The 21,774-nt window shown below is 59.4% G+C and carries 22 protein-coding genes; 4 read left to right on the plus strand and 18 right to left on the minus strand.

What is annotated here, in order from left to right; translation table 11 throughout:
• Positions 1–32: 32 nt before the first annotated feature.
• Positions 33–272, minus strand: coding sequence for a post-transcriptional regulator (locus A6764_RS16355; RefSeq protein WP_029097441.1), 240 nt, complete (start codon positions 270–272; stop codon positions 33–35).
• Positions 273–368: 96 nt separating this feature from the next.
• Between A6764_RS16355 and spoVB the strand changes: the two genes are divergently transcribed.
• On the plus strand, positions 369–1,949 hold the full coding sequence (gene spoVB / locus A6764_RS16360; protein ID WP_065068147.1) for a stage V sporulation protein B: 1,581 nt from the start codon (positions 369–371) through the stop codon (positions 1,947–1,949).
• 11 nt (positions 1,950–1,960) lie between these two features.
• On the opposite strand, the gene A6764_RS16365 is transcribed toward spoVB, so the two are convergent.
• Positions 1,961–2,674 carry a DUF421 domain-containing protein gene (locus A6764_RS16365; protein ID WP_065068146.1) on the minus strand — a complete coding sequence of 238 codons (714 nt, stop codon included), beginning with the start codon at positions 2,672–2,674 and terminating at the stop codon, positions 1,961–1,963.
• Positions 2,675–2,769: 95 nt separating this feature from the next.
• Positions 2,770–3,747: a magnesium/cobalt transporter CorA gene (corA, locus tag A6764_RS16370; RefSeq protein ID WP_029097444.1), complete on the minus strand. Its 978-nt coding sequence runs from the start codon at positions 3,745–3,747 to the stop codon at positions 2,770–2,772.
• Between the two features lie 131 nt (positions 3,748–3,878).
• Here corA and A6764_RS16375 point away from each other — a divergent pair, with 131 nt between their 5' ends.
• Positions 3,879–4,253: a TIGR04086 family membrane protein gene (locus tag A6764_RS16375; protein WP_029097445.1), complete on the plus strand. Its 375-nt coding sequence runs from the start codon at positions 3,879–3,881 to the stop codon at positions 4,251–4,253.
• Between the two features lie 137 nt (positions 4,254–4,390).
• Here A6764_RS16375 and yajC read toward each other — a convergent pair whose 3' ends face one another.
• The 10 genes from yajC to A6764_RS16425 form a co-directional block, all read right to left on the minus strand.
• Positions 4,391–4,687, minus strand: a complete 297-nt coding sequence (yajC, locus tag A6764_RS16380; protein WP_029097446.1) for a preprotein translocase subunit YajC — start codon at positions 4,685–4,687, stop codon at positions 4,391–4,393.
• An 18-nt stretch (positions 4,688–4,705) separates the two neighbouring features.
• A complete protein-coding gene (gene tgt / locus A6764_RS16385) occupies positions 4,706–5,836 on the minus strand; it encodes a tRNA guanosine(34) transglycosylase Tgt (protein WP_029097447.1) in 1,131 nt (376 codons plus the stop codon).
• Between the two features lie 96 nt (positions 5,837–5,932).
• Positions 5,933–6,961, minus strand: coding sequence for a tRNA preQ1(34) S-adenosylmethionine ribosyltransferase-isomerase QueA (queA, locus tag A6764_RS16390; RefSeq protein ID WP_029097448.1), 1,029 nt, complete (start codon positions 6,959–6,961; stop codon positions 5,933–5,935).
• Positions 6,962–7,004: 43 nt separating this feature from the next.
• Positions 7,005–9,086 (minus strand): SpoIID/LytB domain-containing protein, encoded by a 2,082-nt coding sequence (locus tag A6764_RS16395; protein ID WP_029097449.1) that lies wholly within the window; start codon positions 9,084–9,086, stop codon positions 7,005–7,007.
• Between the two features lie 185 nt (positions 9,087–9,271).
• Positions 9,272–10,498: a helix-turn-helix domain-containing protein gene (locus A6764_RS16400; RefSeq protein WP_065068143.1), complete on the minus strand. Its 1,227-nt coding sequence runs from the start codon at positions 10,496–10,498 to the stop codon at positions 9,272–9,274.
• A 162-nt stretch (positions 10,499–10,660) separates the two neighbouring features.
• Complete coding sequence (locus tag A6764_RS16405; protein WP_029097450.1) at positions 10,661–10,879, minus strand: DUF2905 domain-containing protein; 219 nt, start codon at positions 10,877–10,879, stop codon at positions 10,661–10,663.
• Positions 10,876–11,874 carry a Holliday junction branch migration DNA helicase RuvB gene (gene ruvB / locus A6764_RS16410; RefSeq protein WP_029097451.1) on the minus strand — a complete coding sequence of 333 codons (999 nt, stop codon included), beginning with the start codon at positions 11,872–11,874 and terminating at the stop codon, positions 10,876–10,878. Before ruvB ends, A6764_RS16405 begins: the two co-directional genes overlap by 4 nt.
• 4 nt (positions 11,875–11,878) lie before the next feature.
• Complete coding sequence (ruvA, locus tag A6764_RS16415; RefSeq protein ID WP_029097452.1) at positions 11,879–12,496, minus strand: Holliday junction branch migration protein RuvA; 618 nt, start codon at positions 12,494–12,496, stop codon at positions 11,879–11,881.
• On the minus strand, positions 12,493–12,993 hold the full coding sequence (gene ruvC, locus A6764_RS16420; protein WP_029097453.1) for a crossover junction endodeoxyribonuclease RuvC: 501 nt from the start codon (positions 12,991–12,993) through the stop codon (positions 12,493–12,495). The genes ruvA and ruvC overlap by 4 nt, the downstream gene beginning before the upstream one ends.
• Before the next feature lie 129 nt (positions 12,994–13,122).
• Positions 13,123–13,314, minus strand: coding sequence for a hypothetical protein (locus A6764_RS16425; RefSeq protein WP_029097454.1), 192 nt, complete (start codon positions 13,312–13,314; stop codon positions 13,123–13,125).
• Between the two features lie 134 nt (positions 13,315–13,448).
• Here A6764_RS16425 and A6764_RS16430 point away from each other — a divergent pair, with 134 nt between their 5' ends.
• Positions 13,449–14,534, plus strand: coding sequence for a hypothetical protein (locus tag A6764_RS16430; RefSeq protein WP_065068142.1), 1,086 nt, complete (start codon positions 13,449–13,451; stop codon positions 14,532–14,534).
• A gap of 30 nt (positions 14,535–14,564) precedes the next feature.
• Here A6764_RS16430 and A6764_RS16435 read toward each other — a convergent pair whose 3' ends face one another.
• Positions 14,565–15,143 (minus strand): BofC C-terminal domain-containing protein, encoded by a 579-nt coding sequence (locus A6764_RS16435; protein WP_035300238.1) that lies wholly within the window; start codon positions 15,141–15,143, stop codon positions 14,565–14,567.
• Positions 15,144–15,334: 191 nt separating this feature from the next.
• Here A6764_RS16435 and A6764_RS16440 point away from each other — a divergent pair, with 191 nt between their 5' ends.
• A complete protein-coding gene (locus A6764_RS16440) occupies positions 15,335–17,323 on the plus strand; it encodes a bifunctional 2',3'-cyclic-nucleotide 2'-phosphodiesterase/3'-nucleotidase (protein WP_065068141.1) in 1,989 nt (662 codons plus the stop codon).
• 44 nt (positions 17,324–17,367) lie between these two features.
• On the opposite strand, the gene A6764_RS16445 is transcribed toward A6764_RS16440, so the two are convergent.
• From A6764_RS16445 to pheA, 4 genes are all read right to left on the minus strand, one after another.
• Entirely contained in the window at positions 17,368–18,396 is a 1,029-nt protein-coding gene (locus A6764_RS16445; protein ID WP_065068144.1) for a phosphotransferase, read from the minus strand.
• Between the two features lie 10 nt (positions 18,397–18,406).
• The gene (safA, locus tag A6764_RS16450) at positions 18,407–20,134 is read right to left on the minus strand and encodes a SafA/ExsA family spore coat assembly protein (protein WP_264622285.1); all 1,728 of its coding nucleotides are present in this window, start codon (positions 20,132–20,134) and stop codon (positions 18,407–18,409) included.
• 305 nt (positions 20,135–20,439) lie between these two features.
• Complete coding sequence (locus tag A6764_RS16455; RefSeq protein WP_065068140.1) at positions 20,440–20,748, minus strand: helix-turn-helix domain-containing protein; 309 nt, start codon at positions 20,746–20,748, stop codon at positions 20,440–20,442.
• Between the two features lie 143 nt (positions 20,749–20,891).
• Positions 20,892–21,752 carry a prephenate dehydratase gene (gene pheA / locus A6764_RS16460; RefSeq protein WP_044899553.1) on the minus strand — a complete coding sequence of 287 codons (861 nt, stop codon included), beginning with the start codon at positions 21,750–21,752 and terminating at the stop codon, positions 20,892–20,894.
• Between the last annotated feature and the right edge of the window lie 22 nt (positions 21,753–21,774).

Genomic DNA, 21,774 nt, shown 5'->3' on the forward strand with positions numbered 1-21,774 from the left:
GCCTACTTTTACGAATGTTGAGGCGAAAAGTTTCACTGGGATTGCTTGTACATTTGCAGCATCAGCCAGTTCATGTACTTGGTCGGTTTCAGCGACAGGATGTCGTTGACCAGGCGGTGCAGGGGCGGAATTTCCTTGTATGCGGCGGTGACGCACTCCCAGACGTCCTCCGCCGTGACGTTTTCGTAGCCGAGCAGGGCGAATTCCTCTGCCTTGCTTTCGCACAGGCCGGCCACCTGTGCGTACCATTCCCGTTTGCGCTGCTCGTCCATCTGCTCTCCCCCTCAAAGTAGTCATGCCGTGAGCGGCACGTCCATATTCTTATAGTACGAACTGTTCACGAAATTTGGGCGGTAAAGGAGCCTGCCATGAGACAGTCTTTCTTTTACGGAACGGTCATCCTCATCATCGCGGGCGGCGTGACCAAGGTGCTCGGCTTTGCCAACCGCATCGTCCTGTCGCGCTTGATCGGCGCGGAAGGGATGGGCTTGTACCAGATGGTGGTTCCCCTGCTGTATTTTCTCATCACGGTCACCACGTTTGGTCTGCCCGTCGCCATCGCCAAGCAGGTGGCGGAAACGGAGGCGGCGCAGGACAGCCGGCAGAGCCGCCGGTTCCTGCTGCTCGCGCTGGCGGTCACCGGGGGAATCAGCCTGATCCTGTGCTCGCTTTTGCTCGCGCTGTCCGGGCGCATCTCGCAGCTGCTGTTTGCCGATGCGCGGGCGGACATCGTCCTCTTGGCCGCGGTGCCGGTGATCCCGATCGCCAGCATTTCGATGGTGCTGCGCGGCTATTTTCAAGGCAAACACAACATGACGCCGACCGCCGTCTCGCAGTTGGTGGAGCAGGTGGTCCGCATGGTGCTGGTGGTCGTGATGACGCTCGCCTTTCTGCCGCTCGGCATCCAATACGCCACCGCAGGCGCCGTCGGCAGCATCATTTTCGGCGAAGCGGCCGGCCTTCTGTACATTCTCTGGCAGTACCGGCGGTCCAGCCGGAACACGGCGGCGCGCGTCTGGGAACAGCCGCTGCTGGCTGTATTTTCACAGAGCCGGAAGAGCCTGCGCCAGTTGTTCAGCGTATCGCTTCCCGTCACCCTGAGCAGGATCGTCGGCTCGATCGCCTATGTGCTGGAGCCGATGATCGTGCCGTTCGCCCTGGTGATGTCCGGAGTGTCGACGACGGTCGCGACCAGCCTGTACGGTCAATTCGCCGGGATGGCCGTCCCTCTGCTCTTGTTTCCTACGTTTTTAACCTATTCCTTGTCCGTTTCGCTCGTTCCTGCCGTGGCGGAAGCGTCCTATCAAAAAAATGCTCCTCTCGTGCATCGGCGCATCTACCAGGCGATGCGGATCACACTCGTCATCGGAGCACCGTGTACCGTCCTGCTGTACATTTTTGCCGAGCCGCTCAGCGGGCTGCTTTACAACAACCCGGACGTGGGGCTGCTTGTGAAGGAGATGGCGCCGTTTTCCGTCTTCCTCTTTTTCCAGGCGCCGCTGGCGGCTGCGCTGCAGGGTCTTGATTACGCGCAGGTGGTCTTCCGCAACACGCTGATCGGCGCCGTTGTCAAGACAGCCGCGATGTTTATCTTCACCGTCCAGCCCCAGTTCGGCATTCACGGAGCGGTGATCGCGCTCAACATCAACATCACGCTGGTCACGCTCCTGCACCTCGCCAGCCTGGTCAAGGTGATCGGCTTCACCGTGAACGTGCTGGAGCTGTGCAAGATCGGCGCGGCGATGGTGGCCATGGGATACGCCGGTTCGTACATGGCCGCCCACTGGTTTGCCGACGCGCCGGTCATCCGGCTGCTCCTCCTCTGCTCCGCCGCCAGCACGCTTTTGTACCTGGTGCTGCTCGTGGCGATGCGGATTCTGGGCAAACAGGACGTCCGCCGCATCCCCTGGATCGGCGAACAGTTGGCCATCTTTTTCCCCCGGCGCTGACGCCTTTTTCGTCAATGCAGCGGTTTGTCCTTGGTGTCGAGGTAGATGATCCCCCGCTCGTCGATGCTGCAGAACGAGACATCGCGGATGTCCTTGATCCCGTACTTGCGGATTTCCCGTTTCAGCCACAGCTTGTTCTGGCCGATTTTTCTCAGCGCCTCTTCCCGCACCTGGCCGTCCAGGATCAGCGGGATCGGCAGCCCCGTAAACGTCACCCCGCCCTGCGGTTTCGGATTCGGCAGCTTCAGGTCTTCCCGGGTCAGCGGGTGCTTCGACTGTTTGGGAAAGACGCTCATCTGCCCGGTCGGCTCCAGAACGGCAAATTCCACGTCCGCCAGGTTCTTGATGTTCTTCTGCCGCAGGTGAACCATCAGGTCGTCAAAGGTGAGCCGGTTGCGCCGCATCGCGTCTTCGCGAATCTGGCCGTTTTCAATGATCAAGTCGGCCGAACCGCCAACCACGTCGCGAATCTTCTTGTTTTTCATCGACAAATACGCCATGCCGACTTCCAGCAGTCCGATCAACAGCATCGGGACGTAGAACAGGAACGCCTGTTTGTCGATCTCTTCAATCGCCAGTACTGCCATCTCTGCCAACATAATGGAGATGACGACGTCAAAGACGGACAGTTTGCCCAATTCCCGCTTGCCCATCAGGCGCAGCAGGACCAGGAGAAAGAAATAGGAAAACAGGGTGCGCATCAGCGCAGTTGTCAGATCTTCCATTTCCGTCGGCCTCCCCACGCAGAGTTTGACGTTAGTCTCCGCGGGAGGCCGTGCGAGTATAAGCGCCAATTTTGCCTAATCCCCGCCCGACTGCGCTACAGCCACTTTCGCTTGCGGAAGATGTGCAGCATGGCAAAGGTCATGCCGATCATGACGACGAGGGCGGTGATCAGCATGTACGGTTCCGCCTCCGGGCCCAGCCAGCTGAACGTGTTCATTCCGAACAATCCGGTGATGAACGTCAGCGGCAGAATGATCGTGGAGATGATCGTCAGCACGCGCATCGTCTCGGTGGTCTTGGCGCTGATGATCGTGTAGTAGGTGTCCAGCGCGCCGTTGACCAGGTCGCGGAACGTTTCCGTGGAGTCGGCAATCCGCTCCAGGTGATCCGTCAGGTCGCTGTAGAACGGAACGTTTTCCTCGGATATGTCAAACGAATAGCGTCCGTTGACATTGGCGAAAATGCGCTTCTGCGGTAAAATCACGCGACGAATCAAAATAATCGTTCGCTTCAGCGCCAGGAATTCTTCCGTGATCTCCTCCATCTTGTGCTCGAAGATCTCGTCTTCCAGCTCGTCGATCCGCACGCTGATCCTGTCCATGATCGGGAAGTACTCGTCGGTGATGCCGTCCACAATCGCGTACAGCAGGTAGTCGGGACCGCGGTTCAGATAGGAGATGTTCCGGTGGCACATGGCCGCGATTCGGCCGATCGTGTTCATCGGCGACTTGTGAATCGTGACGATGTAATTGGGACCGAGAAAAACGTTCAGTTCCACCGTGGTGATTTCGTCGTCGCTCTCTTCGTTGTAGCGCAGGGCATGAAACACGAAAAAGTAGTAGTCGTCGTACTTGTCTACCTTGGCACGCGGGCTGACGTGCAGGCAGTCTTCAATCGCCAGCGGGTGGAAGTCAAAGATTTTGGCAATGTACTGCAGTTCATTGTTCCCCACATCGTACAGATCAATCCAAAGCAAATCTTCCGGTGACTTCAGCCATTCGTCCTTTTTGCTCAGGTCGACATCGTGGTACATCTTCTGTTCCGAGTGGTTGTAAAAGTAAGTCTTGATCACGTATTCCTCACCCCCCGTCTGGTTCCTCATCCATCATACGAAAATTCCTTCCGATGTTCAACGCGAAGATGAATACGCCGCCCAAGCCTGTCATATAGATGGTACAAACTGACCAGTGAGGAGGGTTATCCGTGCGGAGTGCTTCCACCTCGGTGTTTACGGGTCTGTTGTACACGCTCGGTCTGGTGCTGACGGGCGCTCTCCTGGCCGCCCTGCTGCTGTCCTTTACCAACCTGCGCGAAAGCTCCCTGCCGTACTTCACCTACGCGATCAACGCGCTGGGCCTGCTGTTGGGCGGCTACGTCACAGGGCGCCGCTGCGGAGGAAAAGGCTGGTATTACGGCGGTCTGACCGGTCTGTCCTACTTCCTGCTCGTGCTTTTGATCGGGTTTTTGGGCTTCGACGCGACCATGCAGTGGAACACCCTGGTGTACCTGCTGGGAGCGTTTGTGACGGCGGCCGTCGGCGGCATATTCGGCGTCAACTCCGCTTCCAAGCGGTATTGAACCGGTTCACGGAAGGGGGTCGCGGGACCACGTCCGCAGGCGGCATCCGGTCTCGCCCCGCGTCCGGGCCCGAGGGCAAACAAGAAAAACATCCGGCACCTTTGCGTGAGGCCGGATGTTTTCGCGTGGACGGCGGCTTACTTCGACTCTTCCTTCGATTCCGCAGCCGGTTCGCTTGCGGACACCACGTTGTTGACGGCGCCGCGGTCAAACGTGACGTGGACGTTGTGGGCGATCCGCAGCGTGACGGTATCGTCCGACAGATCCTGAATCGTGCCGTGCATGCCGCCGATGGTTACGACTTTATCTCCTTTTTTCAGCGCCGCCAGCATGGCGTTGCGCTGTTTCTGCCGCTTCTGCTGCGGGCGGATCAAGAGGAAATAGAAGATCGCAAACATGATGATGATGGGCAGAAAGCTTTGCAGTTGTTGCATGATTGTCCTCCTTTTTGCTTAGAAAGATCTATCTTCACTCAATCCGTATTGAGCGAAAAACTGGTCGCGGAAATCGCGCAGCCGGTCTTCGGCAATCGCCTGACGCACCTGTTCCATCAGCTTTACCAGAAAATACAGGTTGTGATATGTGGTGAGCCGGACGCCAAAGATTTCGTCCGCCTTGATCAGATGGCGGATGTAGGCGCGGGTGTAGTTTTTGCAGGTGTAGCAGTCGCAGTTCGGGTCCAGCGGGGTGAAGTCGCGGGCGTACTTCGCGTTGCGGATCACCAGCCGGCCCTGGCTTGTCATGCATGTCCCGTTGCGGGCAATGCGGGTGGGCAGCACGCAGTCAAACATGTCGATGCCGCGGATTGCTCCCTCGATCAGCGCGTCCGGGGAACCCACGCCCATCAGGTAGCGCGGCTTGCCGGACGGCAGCAGCGGCACCGTATGCTCCAGCACCTCGTACATCAACGAAAACGGTTCGCCGACGCTCAATCCTCCGATCGCGTACCCGGGAAAATCGAGCGAGACGAGGTCGCGGGCGCTCTGCTCGCGCAAATCCTTGTACATGCCTCCCTGCACGATGCCGAACAGCGCCTGGTCCTCTGGCCGGGTGTGGGCTTTCAGGCAGCGCTCCGCCCAGCGCGTGGTCCGCTCCATCGACTGCTTCACGTAATCGTATTCGGCCGGGTACGGCGCGCACTCGTCAAACGCCATGAAGATGTCGGCGCCGAGCGCATTTTGTATCTGAGTCGCTTCTTCCGGTCCGATAAACAGCTTCTCCCCGTTCAGGTGGGAGCGAAAGAAGACGCCTTCTTCCGTGATCTTGCGCAAATTGCTCAGGCTGAACACCTGAAATCCGCCGGAGTCGGTCAAAATCGCCCGGTCCCAGTTCATGAAGCCGTGCAACCCGCCCGCCTCCCGGACAATTTCGTGACCGGGCCGAAGAAACAGGTGATAGGTGTTGCTCAGGATGATGCCGGCACCGATCTCCTTCAGTTCCTCCGGACTCATCGCCTTGACGGTCGCCTGCGTTCCCACCGGCATGAACACGGGGGTGTCAATGGTCCCGTGCGGCGTATGCAGCTTGCCAAGCCGCGCCCCCGTCTGCTTGCAGGTTTTGATCAATTCGTAGCGTACAGCCAATCTGTGTGCACTCCTCAACCTCTGGATGTAATTCTCACCTATTATATAGAAACTGGCAGCTTTTCACAAGGAAAAACCGGGGGTGAGCCCCCGGTTTTACAAAATCAGCATGGCATCTCCGAAACTGAAAAAGCGGTATTCCTCGGCAACCGCGGTCCGGTAAGCCCGCAGCACGTTTTCCCGGCCGGCCAGCGCGCTGACCAGCATGACCAGCGTCGACTTGGGCAGGTGGAAGTTGGTCAACAGGCCGTCGATAATCCGGAACTGGTAGCCCGGATAGATGAAAATGTCCGTCCAGCCCGATCCGGCCGCCAGCCTGCCGTCGTGCAGCCCGCCCACCGTCTCCAGCGTCCGGCAGGAGGTGGTGCCGACCGCGATGACGCGCCTGCCTTCCGCCTTGGCCCGGTTGACCGTCTCGGCCGTCTCCGGCGGAATGTCGTAATACTCGGCGTGCATCACGTGCTCTTCGACGACATCAGCGGTGACCGGGCGGAACGTGCCCAATCCGACGTGCAGCGTGACATAGGCGATCTCGACGCCCTTTTCCGCAATCCGCCGCAGGTACTCCTCGGTAAAGTGAAGGCCTGCCGTCGGAGCGGCCGCCGATCCCCGTTCACGAGCGTACACCGTCTGATAGCGCTCCTGGTCTTCCAACTGTTCGTGGATATACGGCGGCAGCGGCATGGTGCCGAGCTGGTCCAGAATCTCGTAAAATATCCCTTCGTATTGAAAACGGACAATGCGCCCGCCCGTCTCCGTCACTTCTTCGCAGACGCAGCGCAGCAGTCCGCCGCCAAAAACCACTTCCGTCCCCGGTTTCACCCGCTTGCCCGGCTTGACCAGCGTCTCCCAGCGGTCGCCGCCGAGCGACTTGAGCAGGAGCACTTCGATTTTGGCTCCCGTCCCCGCCTTTTCCCCGATCAGGCGGGCGGGCAGCACGCGGCTGTCGTTGAGCACCAGCACATCGCCCGGCCGCAGGTATTCCACCAAATCCGTAAAGCGGCGGTGCGCCATCTCCCCTGTCCGCTTGTCGAGGACAAGCAGTCGGGACGCCGTCCGATCCTTCAGGGGATGCTGCGCTATCAGCCGTTCCGGCAGTTCAAAATCAAAGAGTTGTACGTCCACAATTCCGACTCCTCATCTGCAGTTCAACGAGCCGCGACCGCAATCACGGCTCGATTGTCACATCCTGGTAGTAGTGTTGCAAGATTTGCTTGTAGTCATACCCGTTCTCCGCCATCGCCTTCGCGCCGTATTGAGAGACGCCGAGGCCGTGGCCAAAGCCGTTGCCGCGGAACAGGAACATCTGCCGCTTGCTGAGCGTGCGCCAGTCGCCGGTGCCGCTGTAAATCAGGAACTGGTCGCTGTAGCCGTTGGCCGAAGCCGGCTCCCATCCGTCGGCCCCGATCGCCGCCACGCTGCCGCCCCGCGTGTACTCGCGCCGTTTGCCGTCCGCGCCCAGCACCGTAAACGTCCCCATTTCTTCCACGTCAAACTTGGTGCTGCGCAAACCGCTTCCGCCCTGGGTGAAGATCGAGCGGTGCGCGTCCGGCGACGACACCTTGAGCGTCACGCCGTTCGCCTCCATTTCCAGCACACGTCCCGACGGCCCCCGTTTGGTGACGACAAGCGACTCCACCGATCCGCCGACCCGCGGTGCCTTGTTGCGATCCTGGCTGGCGTTGACCATCGCCGCCACTTCTTCCGGCGTATACGGTCCCCGGGTCCAGGCGTAGGCGTTCTCTTCCGGTTCCTCCCGGATGATCGTCACCTGCGTCCCTGCCGGAAGCGTGGAGAGTACGCGGTGGTAGGTGGTGCTGGGGCCGGAACGCAAGTTGGTCCCCTCCGTCGCGATCACGGCCTGCTTCAATCCCACGGGATTGACGCCCCCGTTCAACCGGACGAGGTCGCTGCGCACATACCCCAGGGTGCCGTCCGGCAGCGACACGTAGTACCAGCGGTTGGCCGTTTCCAGCGGTCCGCGGTCCTCGCTCGGCACGGGACGGAGGTAAGGAACGGGATTGCCCCACACTTCCGTACCGTCGGCGGACATGCCGCCGGCGTTGGAATAGAACAAGGCTTCAGCCAGTTTCCCCCTGTACTTGATCACTTCGCCTTCCGTCTGGTCGACGGCCTGGCGGATATCGGCCGACTCCCGCCCGTACCCGTAGTACGCCTGCTCGTACACGGTGTCGGATACGTTGGCGACGCCGTACTTGTTCCCTTGGCCGAGCGCCCGCGTGCGGGCCAGCACGGCCTGCGACTTGAGCGCTTCCAGCGGCCAGCCCGGAGCCATTTCCGAGCCGACCACGCCGTACAGATACTGCTCCAGCGGCAGTTCATTGACGACCGTCAGATGCCCGTTGTACTCGGACAGCTCGATTTTCCCCCGGTACTTGCGCTGGTCCCGCTCCTCCACGCCGATCAGCGGCAGGGCGCCTCCCTTCTTCGGCTCCACGATCAGCTTGGCTTGCGGCGAAAACGCGTATTTCCAAATGGTCTCGGAGCCGTACACGTCCTTTTTCAGCACCGCGTACGAACGCCCCGCCGCTGCCCGGTAGGAATAGCCGGGCTTGGCCGCCGCCGCTTTTTGCGCCAGGCGCTGGAGAGCGTCCTGGCTTACCTCGTCTCCGATCCACACAGCGTACTCCAGCTTGCCGCCGTCCGCCAGCAGCACCGGGTACGCCGGGAGTCCTGCGGCAGCCAGCGCCGTCTGCGCATCCAACGCCTGCTGCCAACTGCCGAAGCGGCCCGCTTCCAGCCTCATCGGCCCTTTGACCGCCGGCTGCTGCCCGATCGCCTGGGCGATTGTCTGGGCCTGGGCTGCCGCCGCCTGATACGTGTCGTACGTGCCGCTGACCACCTGGTACAGTGTCTGTCCGCCCCGCTGCACCACCTGGATGGAGGCGTCCCACTTGCGCTGGCTGAGCTGCTGCGCCACCTGCTGGGCCCGGTTGAGGTCGCCCGTTTCCGTCACCAGCAGGTGATATTCGTCGACGCGAAAACGCGCCGCATCCTGCCCCAGGGCAGGCAGTTTTGCCGTCCCCTCGCTGCCGCGCAGCGTCACCTCCAATCCCGTGCCGCTGGTCAGCGTCACTGTCGGCACCACGCCGCGGTACCCTTGTCCGATATCGATGAACAGCGCGACCCTTATGCTGGGGTCGGCCGCCTCCACGGGAACCTGTCCCGCCAGAAGCGCCGCCGACAGCAGGCCGGCCGTAAGGACTTTCCCCATCCAACGCTTGCACATGCCGTCTCGTCCTTCCTCTCCGATGATTTGTTGCGCGTCGAAAAATGGCATCAACTCCCATGTTTTTTCGACAAAATCGCGATTTTTCCTGCCCCGTTTGCGAATTTGGGACCGGAAGAGGGGATTTTTACGGGAAACAAGAAGTAAGCCGACGTCGGATAAAGGACGTCGGCGCTTTATGATCTCTAGTAGCTATTTTTAAGCAGAAACAACTTTTCATGAAATGAGAGTGAACCTAAAAGAAACCCCTGCACAATCCCGCTACACTCATAGATTTCCGCATGAGCGCCTAATTGCCGGTAAAACGAGATGCTTTTCGTTAGACTTTCCAAGCCCTCGTCGATCTGTTTACAAGCCAATTCGTGCATGCCTTTCAGCTTATAATACAGCGCCACATGCTCCAGTTTTTTTGGCGTGTTTAGAACCTTCGGCATGAATTCGCCTTCCTGTTTCACCAGTTCGTTTACCCCGTCACTGTCCCCGGTCTGCAAATAAACTTCCAAAAGGTCTACCGCAATAGCAATACGACCATCGTGAGCAGAGTCAGCGAGGCACGCTTTCAGTTCTACGATTGCCTTGTCGAATTCCGAATTTTTGACGTAAAGCTGGGCACGCAGATATCTTGCGCGATTGGCTTGCGAATAGGGATGTTTCTCGTACTTCTTCAGGTAAAGCTCGGCGAGAATACAATCGCCCACATTTATGTACGCGTTTGTAATGGCCAAAAGCGCTGATGATTGTAATTCGTTTTCCGAACTGTCTTTCTCAACCGCTTCCTTGCACAGGCTGATACACTCGTCAAAGTATTTTAGCGCGTAAGCCTGTAAGCCCAATCGATAGTAAGCTTCAATACGTTCCGCGGGCTGCAAGTATTCCATATAAACCAAAAGGTCCTTCCCTCTGCGATACGATTCCTCCATCCTGAAAAAGTCGTATCGTTCAATCAGGTAGCGTTCAAAAAGAGCCTTTGCCAAATAAAACGGGATGCCACGCTTTTTTGTATAGGCAATCATCACGTCGTAAAGCGTAAGTTTGATTTCCTCTGCGTCTGACGCTTTCGCCACCTGAAACAAATGATCGAGCGCGAGGAATGTGTTCATTTTTGGCGTTTCCAGTAACTTGTTCGCCGCTTCGCGGACGATGTACCTGTCCGAGCAGGCGATGGCTTCCTTCAACAACCGCTTTATCATGTCAGCTCGCTCTGAGATGTCCAGGTAAAAAGAGATAATACGCTCATGCGGAATATGTAACACTGTAGCTATTTTCTGACACTTTGAAAATCCCGGACGCTTTGTCTCTCCAGTTTCAATGCGTGACAGCACGCTTCTGTTAATGCCGGTTTTCTCAGCTAATTCGCTTAATGTCATCTTCTTTTTATATCGATGCGCCTTTACCATCTCTGCAAACGACATTGGTACGCCCCCAACAGTATTTCACCATTATCTGTAAATACTGTTACCAGAGTACCATAAAAATAATTTTTGTAAATATTTTGTTAATTACGTCGATTTTTGATGCTATATCAAAAAAGGAGCCCGCTCTTCAAACGAAGCGCAGGCTCCCGTCTTTCATGGCTATTTGAACAGGCGGAACAAATAGCCGGCCAATGACAGCAGAATGCTGATCACAATGCAGGTGACGATGGGAAAGTAGAACTTTACGTTTTCCTTTTCCACCACGATGTCTCCGGGCAGGCGCCCGAGCGGCAGGAAGCGGCCGCCCAGCTGCCACAAGAGACCGATTGCGATCAGCACGGCTCCTCCAATAATCAGCAGTTTGGCTACCGGATTCACGCTTTCATCTCCCGACCAAAGTGTTGATAAGCCAGCGGCGTCACCACGCGGCCGCGGGGGGTCCGCTGCATGAAGCCGATTTGCAGCAGGTACGGCTCGCAGACGTCCTCAATCGTCTGCCCTTCCTCTCCGATCGTGGCAGCAATCGTGTCCAACCCGACCGGTCCCCCGTCAAACCGGTCGATGATTGCCAGCAGCAGTTTGTGGTCGATGTGGTCCAGTCCGCAGGCATCCACCTGCAGTCGTTCCAGCGCTTCGCGGGCAATCTCCGCGGTAATCACGCCCTCTCCCTGCACCTGGGCGAAATCACGCACCCGTTTCAACAGCCGGTTGGCCACCCGGGGCGTTCCTCGCGAGCGTTTGGCAATCTCTTCGGCACCGCCCTCGGTGATGCCGATCTGCAGAATGTCGGCGGCCCGGGTGACGATGAACGTCAGTTCGGGAACGGTGTAGAACTCCAGCCGGTTGACCACGCCGAAGCGGTCCCGCAGCGGCGACGAGAGCATCCCCGCCCGGGTGGTGGCCCCGACCAGCGTGAACGGCGGCAGGTCCAGCCGGACGCTGCGGGCGCTTGGCCCTTTGCCGATGACAATGTCCAGGGCAAAGTCCTCCATCGCCGGGTACAGCACTTCTTCCACACTGCGGTTGAGCCGATGGATCTCGTCGATGAAGAGCACGTCGCCCTCCTGCAGATTGGTGAGCAGCGCGGCCAGATCGCCGGGACGTTCGATCGCCGGGCCGGAGGTGGTGCGGATGTTTACCCCCAGTTCGTTGGCGATGATTTGCGACAAGGTGGTTTTGCCGAGGCCGGGCGGACCGTACAGCAGGACGTGGTCCAGCGCCTCCTTGCGCATTTTGGCCGCCTCGATGAACACCTTCAGATTATCCTTTACCTGCTGCTGTCCGATGTATTCGTTCAGATAGCGGGGACGCAGGCTCAGCTCCGCCGCATCCTCTTCCGCATGCATCTGCGTCGTAATGATGCGATGATCCAACTCCTCACCCCCTCATTAACAGCGCAAGCCCCTGCTTGATCAACTGTTCCACCGCCGCGCCACCCTTGGCCGCTTCGGACAGGGCGCCGCGGATCGTTTGCAGTTCGGCGTCGGAATAGCCCAGCGCCGTCAGCGCCTCCAGCGCCTCCTGAAGCGCGGAAGCCGCCTTTTCGCCTGCCGCCAGTTCCGTTGCGGCGACGGCCATGACCGCCGACGGCGTGTAGCCGGTCAGCTTGTCTTTCAAGTCAAGGATCATCCGCTGCGCGGTCTTTTTCCCGATTCCGGGGAACTTCGTCAGATAGGAGACGTTCTCCTGTTGAACGGCCATGACGATCTGTTCCGGCGTCGCGGCGGCCAGGATGGCCAGCGCTCCTTTGGGGCCGATGCCGTTGACGTCCAGCAGCTTGCGGTACAAGTCGCGTTCGTCCCGCGTGGCGAACCCGTAGAGCAGGATGGCGTCTTCCCTGACGTGGTGATGGGTGTACAGCCTGGTTTTCGTCCCTTCGTACCGGACGAACTGGTACGGGTTGGGACAAAAGAGGCGATAGCCGATGCCGCCGGCCTCAATGACGATGTATTCGGCATCCAGGTATGCCAGCGTGCCTTCCACAAAATCGATCATCGTTGCGCTCCTTCCGAAAGGGAGATAAACGCGCGGAACTGCGCGTGGGTGATGGCGATGCCCAAGGCGTCGGCGACGTCGTCCGGTTTGGGCGTCTCCTTCAACCGGAGCAGCATTCGCGTCATCTCCTGAATCTGCCTTTTTTCCGCTCCGCCATAGCCGGTAACCGCCTGCTTCACCTGCATGGGCGTGTATTCGTAGACGGGAATGCCGGCCATTTCGGCGGCCAGCAGGATGACCCCCCTCGCTTGCCCGACCGTAAACGCGGTCGTGACGTTTTTGTTGAAAAACAGCTTCTCGACGGCCATCTCTTCCGGCCGGTATGTATCAAGCAGGCTCTGCATCGCTTCAAAGACCTGTTTCAGCCGCAGCGGAACCGGCAGGCCCGCCTCCGTCTGAATGCTGCCGTACTGCACAGGGCGCAGTTGACTCCCCTGTTTGTCCAAGATGCCAAACCCGACGATGGCAATGCCGGGGTCGATACCGATGATGCGCATGGGCCCACTCTCCGCGTACAAGTTTCTGTTCCTACTGTACCACAAAGCGGAGAAAAAGCGAACGTGCATTTCCATTCCCAAAATAAAAAGCCCAACCCTTTCACAGGGTCGGGCTGCATACGGCGTCACCTAGTGTTTGTTCAATCCAAGTGCATCCGCTTCGTCGTGCTGCATGTGCGCGTATTCGTCCACGCCATCCCGCATCTGCTCGCGGATCTGGTTGATCCGGCGATAGTCGAGCTTGTTGTGCCCCTGGTTCAATTGAACGTACAAACGCTGGTGATACTGGTCTTTGTAGCTTCCTCGAGGCATCGAAGACATGCTGGAAAGACTCCTCCTTGGAGCGCCGTATGAAAACAGTATGGCGTGAGCGTCTCCTAGTTATGATGGCAAGATTTGTTCCGCAAGCGGGATGAACCCGGCAGGGCACACTATCACGCGGGAGGTGTCCTGACTTGCGTTATGTCCTGATCGTCACATTCTTCCTCTACTCTACGCTGTTGGGGCAGCCCCTGCAGACCACAGCGGCCGCACCCCCGCCCGATCTGCTGATCGCCGTCAGCGTCGGGCCGAATGCCGACTTTTTGTCCACGCTGTCGATTCGCCAACCGGACGGGCTGGCACAGGTCATCCTGCGCAGCCCCACCGGCCCCGCCGGCTCCCCGCCCGAACCCGTCAGGGCGACGGTCACCATCGGCTCCCGCTCCTTTTTGTACGGGTATGACGGCCGCCTGTACGACCAAAACCGGCAGTCTGCCGTGCACCTGACCGCCGATGCCGCCAAAGAGCTGGACGGGTACGTGCATCGTCTGGAACAGGTCCACTTCGGCAAACCGCTTGATTGGAGCGAAGTGCGCCGCGTGTTCAAACGGATGGGCTACGCCACCGTCATCGACCTGGAGACAGGGGAACGGTTCCGCGTGCAGCGGCGGGCGGGCAGCCGTCACGCCGACGTGCAGCCGCTCACCAAGGAGGACACCCGGATTATGAAACAGATCTACCAGGGCAGGTGGAGCTGGAAGCGCCGGGCAATCCTGGTGGAGGTGAACGGCACGTACTTCGCCGCCTCGATGCACGGCATGCCGCACGGGGCGGGCACGATCCGCGGCAACCAGTTCCCCGGCCATTTCTGCATCCACTTTATGGGCAGTTCCACCCACCGGCGGAAGGAGCCGGACCCCAGCCACAGCCTGATGATTTTGAAGGCGTCGGGAAAACTGCCGGAAACGGTGATGGCCGCCTCGCCGGAACAGCTCGTGGATTACTTCCTCACTTCCCTGAACGAACACGATCTGCAGGCGCTGCGCATGACCACGGACGGTTTTGCACTGCCCTCGTTCCTTCAAGGGATTGACTCCGTCAAACGGATAGAGGAGATACAGCCAGGCGATACCGCCGACGCCCTCGCCGTGGAGATCCCGGTGCGGGTCGACTACGTAAACAGCGATGGCGCGACAAAGCAGGATCGCTGGGTCTTTCACTTGTACCGAACCGCCCCCTGGGCCCGGTGGAAAATCACCGGTGTTTTTGCTGACGAGTAAAGGCTGCCCACACCCGGGCAGCCCCCCTGTTCAACTGTCTGCTTCGTCTGCCTGAAACTCGCTGTACGTGGACAGCACGCTGTTGTACTCCGCCAGATCGCGGACACGGATGCCCCGTTTCAGCGATTCCAGCTCATCCTTGGACAGTCTCGTTTCCATTTTGGCCGTGTCGATCCGGTAAAACGTCTGCACCACCTGCTGCTCCGCCGGCAGGCCGTTGAACAGGGTCAGCACGCCGTCGGGCGACAAGCCGAAGTATCCGTTTGCCTTGCACGACGGAGCGAGATCGTTCTCCCGCTTAAACAGGATCAGCTTGGCCGGATCGGACGCGATAATCTCCCACCCGCTGTACGTCACCAGGGCTTGCGCCAGTTGATCGTGCGGAACCTGTTTGATTTCCTCGTCCTTGACGCCGCACAGGTAGGTGCGTGCCAGCACCAGTTGGTACGGCTTCTCCAGGGCGTCCAGTGATCCGCCTGCCTCCGCGGCCAGCCAAGAGAATCCGCTCCCGTTTTGGCCCCGGATCATTTCTCCTACCGCAATGCCGCCGGCCAAACCGACGGCAAACACGGCCGTCCACGACATGTAAAACAACCAATGCCGCCTCATGATTCCCAGTACTCCTTTTACACCCGTTTCCAACCAGTATTGCCAATTTAATGAAAGAAAATACCAGGGAATCGCCAAAATTCTTATCTTTGCGACAACTTTTCGTGGAAAATCTACCCAACTCGCAGCAGACGTGATACACTATGGTTGCTTTCGATCTATTATTTTTTCCATGGGAGGAATGCAATCCTATGAAAAAGGCACGCACACACAAGCTGGCGGGCTTTCTCCTGCCCGCTTCCCTGGTTGTGGCAGCGCTTTCGTTCCCGCTTGTTCCGGCAAGCGCCAACGGGGACTCCACGCTGAAGCTGCGCCTCTTGGAGACGACTGACATCCATACGCACATCGTCAACTACGATTACTATCAGGACAAGGAGACGGACGAGTTCGGCCTGGCCAAGACTGCTTCGCTGATCAAAAAAGCCCGCGAAGAAGCGAAAAACTCGATGCTGTTCGACAACGGCGACCTGATTCAGGGCAATCCGCTGGGCGATTACGTGGCAAAGGTAAAACCGCTGAAGGACGGCGAGACCCATCCCGTTTACAAAGCGATGAACCTGTTGAACTACGATGCCGGCAACATCGGCAACCACGAGTTCAACTTCGGCCTGGAGCATCTGGAGCGCAGCCTGAAGGGGGCCAAATTCCCCTACGTCAACGCCAACGTGTACGTGGACGACAAGGACAACAATCCGGACAACGACCAGCACAAGTTCACGCCTTACCTGATCCTGGAGCGCACGTTCAAGGACGAGAGCGGCAAGGACGTCAAGCTGAAAGTGGGCGTGATCGGCTTCGTTCCGCCGCAGATCATGCTGTGGGACAAGTCCAACCTGGAAGGCAAGGTGATCGCCAAGGACATCGTGGAGACGGCGAAAAAATACGTGCCGGAAATGAAGAAAAAGGGAGCCGACATCATCGTCGCCATTCCCCACTCCGGCCTCGGCCCCGTCGAAGCGGGCGCCAATCTGGAGAACGCCAGCTATCAACTGAGCAAAGTGGACGGCATCGACGCCATCCTGTTCGGCCACTCCCACTCCGTCTTCCCGGGCCCGGGCTTTGAAAACATTCCGGGCGTCGACGGAGAAAAAGGGCTGATCAACGGCAAGCCGGCCGTCATGCCGGGCTACTGGGGCAACCATCTGGGCGTGATCGACCTGACGCTGAAACAGGAAAACGGCAAATGGAAAGTGGTCGATTCCGCGTCCCGGGCGATCCCGATCTACGACAAAACGAACAAAAAAGCGCTGGCCGACGTGGACACGTCCATCGTCAACGCCGTGAAGGACGACCACGACCACACCGTCGAGTGGGTGCGCTCCGCGGTGGGAACGACGACTTCTCCGATCTTCAGCTACTTTGCGCTGGTCCAAGACGATCCGTCCATCCAGATCGTCACCAACGCCCAAAAGTGGTACGTGGAGAAAAACATCAAGGGCACGGAGTATGACGGCATTCCGGTGCTGTCCGCAGGCGCTCCGTTCAAGGCGGGCGGCCGCAACGGGGCAAGCTACTACACCAACATCCCGGCCGGCACCATCGCGATCAAGAACGTGTCCGATCTGTACATCTACCCCAACACGTTGAAAGCGGTGCTGGTGAACGGCGCGCAGTTGAAAGAGTGGCTGGAACGCTCCGCCGGCCAATTCAACCAGATCGACGTGAACAAGACGGAGGAGCAGCCGCTGATCAACGATGCCTTCCCGACCTACAACTTTGACGTGATCGACGGCGTCACCTATCAGATCGACGTCACCCAGCCGTCCAGGTACGACAAAGACGGCAAGATGGTCAATCCGAACGCGAGCCGGATCAAGAACCTGTCGTACAACGGCAAACCGGTCAAGGCGGAGGACAAGTTCATCGTCGTGACCAACAACTACCGGGCCAGTGGTGGCGGCAACTTCCCGGGTCTGGACGGCAGCAACATCGTCATCGACTCGCCGGACGAAAACCGCCAGATCGTGATCGATTACATCCTCAGCCAAAAGACGATCAACCCGGCCGCCGACAACAACTGGTCGTTCGCTCCGGTAAACGGGAAGGTAAACGTGACCTTCACCACGTCCCCGGACGCCAAACCGTTTGCCGATAAAATGCCGCATCTCAAGTACCTGACCACGCTGGAAAACGGCTTTGCCAAATACTCCATCGACCTGTCCAAGGCGGCCTCCAAGTAACGCGAAAAAAAGCTGATGGCATCCGTGCCGTCAGCTTTTTTCGTTCACCCGACAAAATGATAGGAGCCCCAGGGAGAGCGCTGGAAAATGGCGTGGCCCGTTTCCAGAAACGTCCGGCGCGACCGGCGCAGGCGGGCTTCCATCTGCACGAGCTGCAGAACGCCGCGCATGGTGTAGCCCGGTCTGTTGGCGTACACGCCCGTCACTTCGCGCAGAAAGTTGTCCGGGTAGCGCAGAAGCTGGTGGATCATCCAGACTTGGGCATCGCTGAGCACATTCACGCTGCTGTACGCCTCAATCGCTTCCACAAACGAGTCGACGCGGTACCCCTGCATCAGCAGCATGCGCCCCATGAGCTGGACCAGATCGCTGAGCTGCATGTCGTGGCCCACGGTGTCCAGGTCGATCAAGTAGCAGCTGCCCCGCGACGTGATCAGAAAATTGTGGCTGGCCACGTCCCGGTGAGCGAGCGTGCCCTGTTCGACCACGGCAAACAGCTCCGACGCCAGCGGCAGTTTGTACGCCGCCTGCAAAATCTCGCGGCCGTCACGGATGACTTCATCCGCCATCTCCAGGATGATCTGTTCCAGCCGGTTTTGCGGGCCGTTCTGTTCCACGTGCCAGATGATCCGCTCGAAATGTTCCAATCGGCTTTCCCATTTGTCCAGCATGGCCGGCTTTCCTTCAAAGGCATAGGGATGAGGGGCGGGGAAGCCGCGGGCCGCCAGGTGAAATCTGGCCAGCGTCGCGGCCGATTTTTTTACGTCGGATATCGAGGTGTTGTCGGCTTCCCGGCCATCGATCATTTTCATCACGGTGTAGTAACGGTTCTGAAACGGAAAGATTTTCTCTCCGCGCTCATCGGAGACGTACTGAACCGTTTGGTAAAATCCTTTCTCTTGCAGGGTATCGGAGAGTCGGGTCACCCACTCTGCCTTCTCCCGTTCTTTGTAGCCCTTGATGATCCAATGGCCCCGATCCGTCTTGAGAAGATGAACATTGCGCCGGGGCTTTACCCCATAGATGCGGCAGCGGAACGCTTTTTCAAGAGAAAGAACAAAGGATCTGCTCATATCCTGACGATCAGGAAGAGGAAGATTCATCGTGCCCTTGTTCCCAATTGGGCCACACTTCCTGAGCGGGCAGGGCCGGCATGGAATGGGAAGCAGGGTACGTCAACGGTGTAGCGTTCTCCTGTGTGCCGCTGTCAAACCGACAATCTTGATAGGGCAAGTCATATGGACCATCGTGACGGCTATCCCGGGACGAGAAAGAGCTGGACGTCGAATCGCACCACTCCCGATGATGCCGCTTCTTCTTGCGGCGGGTACGGGCGGGCGGACGCCGCCACCTCGGCGGGCTGTACGGACTTTCTTCAAACAGGTATTCCGGCGGCATCACGTCTGGCGGCAGCAGCTCCGGTCCTACCCACGGCGGCATCATGTTCGGCGAAATCATCTCCGGACCTACCCACGGCATATTTGGTGGCAGCATCTCCGGACCCACCCACGGCGGCATCATGTTCGGCGAAATCATCTCCGGACCTGCCCACGGCATGTTCGGCGGCAGCATCTCCGGACCCGCCCACGGCACGTTTGGCGACAGCATCTCCGGACTTACCCACGGCACGTTCGGCGGCAGCAGCTCCGGGCCTACCCACGGCGGCATCACGTTTGGCGGCAGCGTCTCCGGACTCACCGACGGCGTCCTTGCGTTCGGCGGCTGCGTTTCCGGACTCACCCACGGCGTCCTTGCGTTCGGAGGCTGCGTTTCCGGGCTTATCCACGGCGGCCTTGCGTTCGGCGGCTGCGTCTCCGGGCTTACCCACGGCGGTCTTGCGTTCGGCGGCTGCGTCTCCGGGCTTACCCACGGCGGCCTTGCGTTCGGCGGCTGCGTCTCCGGCAGCACCTGCGGCCTCATCGGCGGCCTTCCGCAAGGCGGGCATATCGGCTGCGTCGGATACGGACGGACGGGGTACGGACTGTACGGCGGCTGCGGCTGGGCCGGACTGACGTAGGACGGCGGCTGCGGCGGACTCATCTTGGCTGGAGGAGCCGTCGGCGGAACTGGCCTCAGTAGAGGCGGCACGGGCGGCCGGATCGGCTGAATCGGCGGCTGCGGGGCGACCGGACGCTGGGGGGGAGGCACAACCTGCGGCGATACCCTGCTGGGCGGCGCAGGCGCAACGTACGGCACAAACGGACGCACATAGCCGGGCGGCGCAGGCGGCACATTCGGCCCAAACGGACGCACGTAACCGGGCGGCGCAGGCGGCACATTCGGCCCAAACGGACGCACGTAGCCGGGCGGTGCAGGCGGCACATTCGGCCCAAACGGTCCCACTTGGCCGGGCGGTGCAGGCGGCACGGGCGGCATGTACGGGCTCACGTTCGCGGGCGGCTTGGGAGGCAGGGCCTGCGGCGTTTCCGGTTCCGCCTCGATTTCCAGCTCGCGGTCTTGCCCAATGTCTGTGTCCGTCTCCGGTTCCGTTTCCGGTTCCAGCTCCAATTCCCTGTCTTCTTCCGGTGCCTCCATCGGCCGCTTCTCGATCTGCTGCGGCACTTCCGGCTCCACTTGTTCTTCCTTGATCGGCTTTTCTTTTACCCGGGGAGATTCATGGGACGGGGACGTCCTGTTTTGCTGCGGCCGAACCGGCACGCGCCTGGCCGGGACTTTTACCCGCATGCCGGGATAAATCAGGTCGGGGTTTTTTATCTGGCTGTTCAGGCGCAGCAGTTCCTTAAAATCGACGCCGTATTTTTTGGCGATTTTCCACATGGTGTCGCCTCGTTGGACTACGTGGATTCTCACTGTTTCTCCTCCCTCTCGGAAACTCCCTTCCATGGTATGCACCCATGGGCGTTTTGCTCACCCCGGCAAAAAAGGGCTTTCGCCCATCTTGCGGAGCGCAAGAAAAAACGGCTGCCTGACGTGTCGTCAAACAACCGTTCCGATGGGAGCGTTCCGCGGCAGAGCAGTGAAACCGCCGCCCTCCGTCACGCACTTGCAACGCTTCACCCGCCCTTTTTCCTCCAACGCGACGCCCTTGCCCGTTCGAATGGTTCAGAAGGTCGGCGATCAGCCCGCCCGCGCCCGAATTGGGGGTTCCCCTTTCCTCACGTGAGCCGGTACATTTTGCTCGGCCGCCCTCTCGTGGCGTGGGACGTTTCCCCGGTACACTCCGCCAGGCCGTAGTCGCACAGGCTGGCAATGATCCGTATCGCGTTGCGGTTCGTCATGGCAAAGTGGGCGGACAGATCGGTCGTGGTAAACGCGTCCCAATTCATGCGGCGGATCAAGGCTTCCAGCTTTTTGTACGTCTTCACGCTGACCCCTGCCCGTTTCAGCTTGTTCAGCAGGTCTTGATCGTCGGAGCGATTGTGATAGGTCAATTCGTCTTCCGCTCCCGCCGATTCGATGATCATCCCGTTTTCCTGCACGATGACAATGCCCCGCCCCTGCTGTTCCTTGGCGTGCTGGACGGCGCGCCGTCCGTTCAGCTCCGCGGAAAAGCCGAAAACGTGCTTCTCCCCCTAGCAGCTCCTGTGTCCGCACACATGGCCATCTCCTAGGAGATGGCCTTCAGATAAAACGGATACGTGCCGAGCTGGCGGACCTGGCAGCCGAGCGCCTCGATCTCGGCAAACGCGCCGGGGAGCAGCACGTCGTCCATTTTTTGTTCGATGTCTATCACGAACAGGTAGCTGCCCAGCCCTTTCTTGGTCGGGCGGGATTCGATACGGGACAGGTTGATCTTGCGCCAGGCGAACGCGGCCAGCACCTGGTAGAGGGCGCCCGGAAAATCTTCCGGAAGCGTGACCAGGATGGTCGTCTTTTCCCTGTCGGACGGCGGCATATCCAGCGGTTCCCGGCCGACGAGGACAAAGCGGGTGTAGTTGTTGGAATAGTCTTGAATCTCCTGCTGCGCAAACGACAGCGGGTAGATTTCCGGATTGAGCCGGGTCCCGATCGCCGCCCACGGTTCCTCCGGATGCTCGCTCACGATCTGTGCCGCCTGCGCCGTGCTGTTGGTGTACTCAATCTCGGCGTGGGGCAGGTGCTCGCGGATAAAGTTGTGACACTGGGCAATGGCGTGCGGGTGCGACAAAATCCGGGTAATGGCCGCAAGCGGCAGGGCGTCGTCCCGCTTGGCCACCAGTAAATGCTGCGAAATCGGCAGCGCCAGTTCGGCCAAAATGGGCAGGTCCACCTCGTGAATCAACCAGTCCATGGCCGCGTTGACGGTGCCTTCAATCGTGTTTTCCACCGGCACCACGCCGTAGTCGGCCTCTCCTGTGGCAGCGGCGTTCAGAACGTCGATGATGCTCGGACACGCCAGGTAACGAAACGGCCGACGCGCGGTCAAGGCGCGGGCCGCTTCTTCCGAAAACGTTCCGCGCGGTCCGAGAAAAGCCAATTGTTTCTCCATGACAATACTCCTATCCGCATTC

This window comes from Brevibacillus sp. WF146 (genome assembly GCF_001673705.2).
Classification (GTDB): domain Bacteria; phylum Bacillota; class Bacilli; order Brevibacillales; family Brevibacillaceae; genus Brevibacillus; species Brevibacillus thermoruber.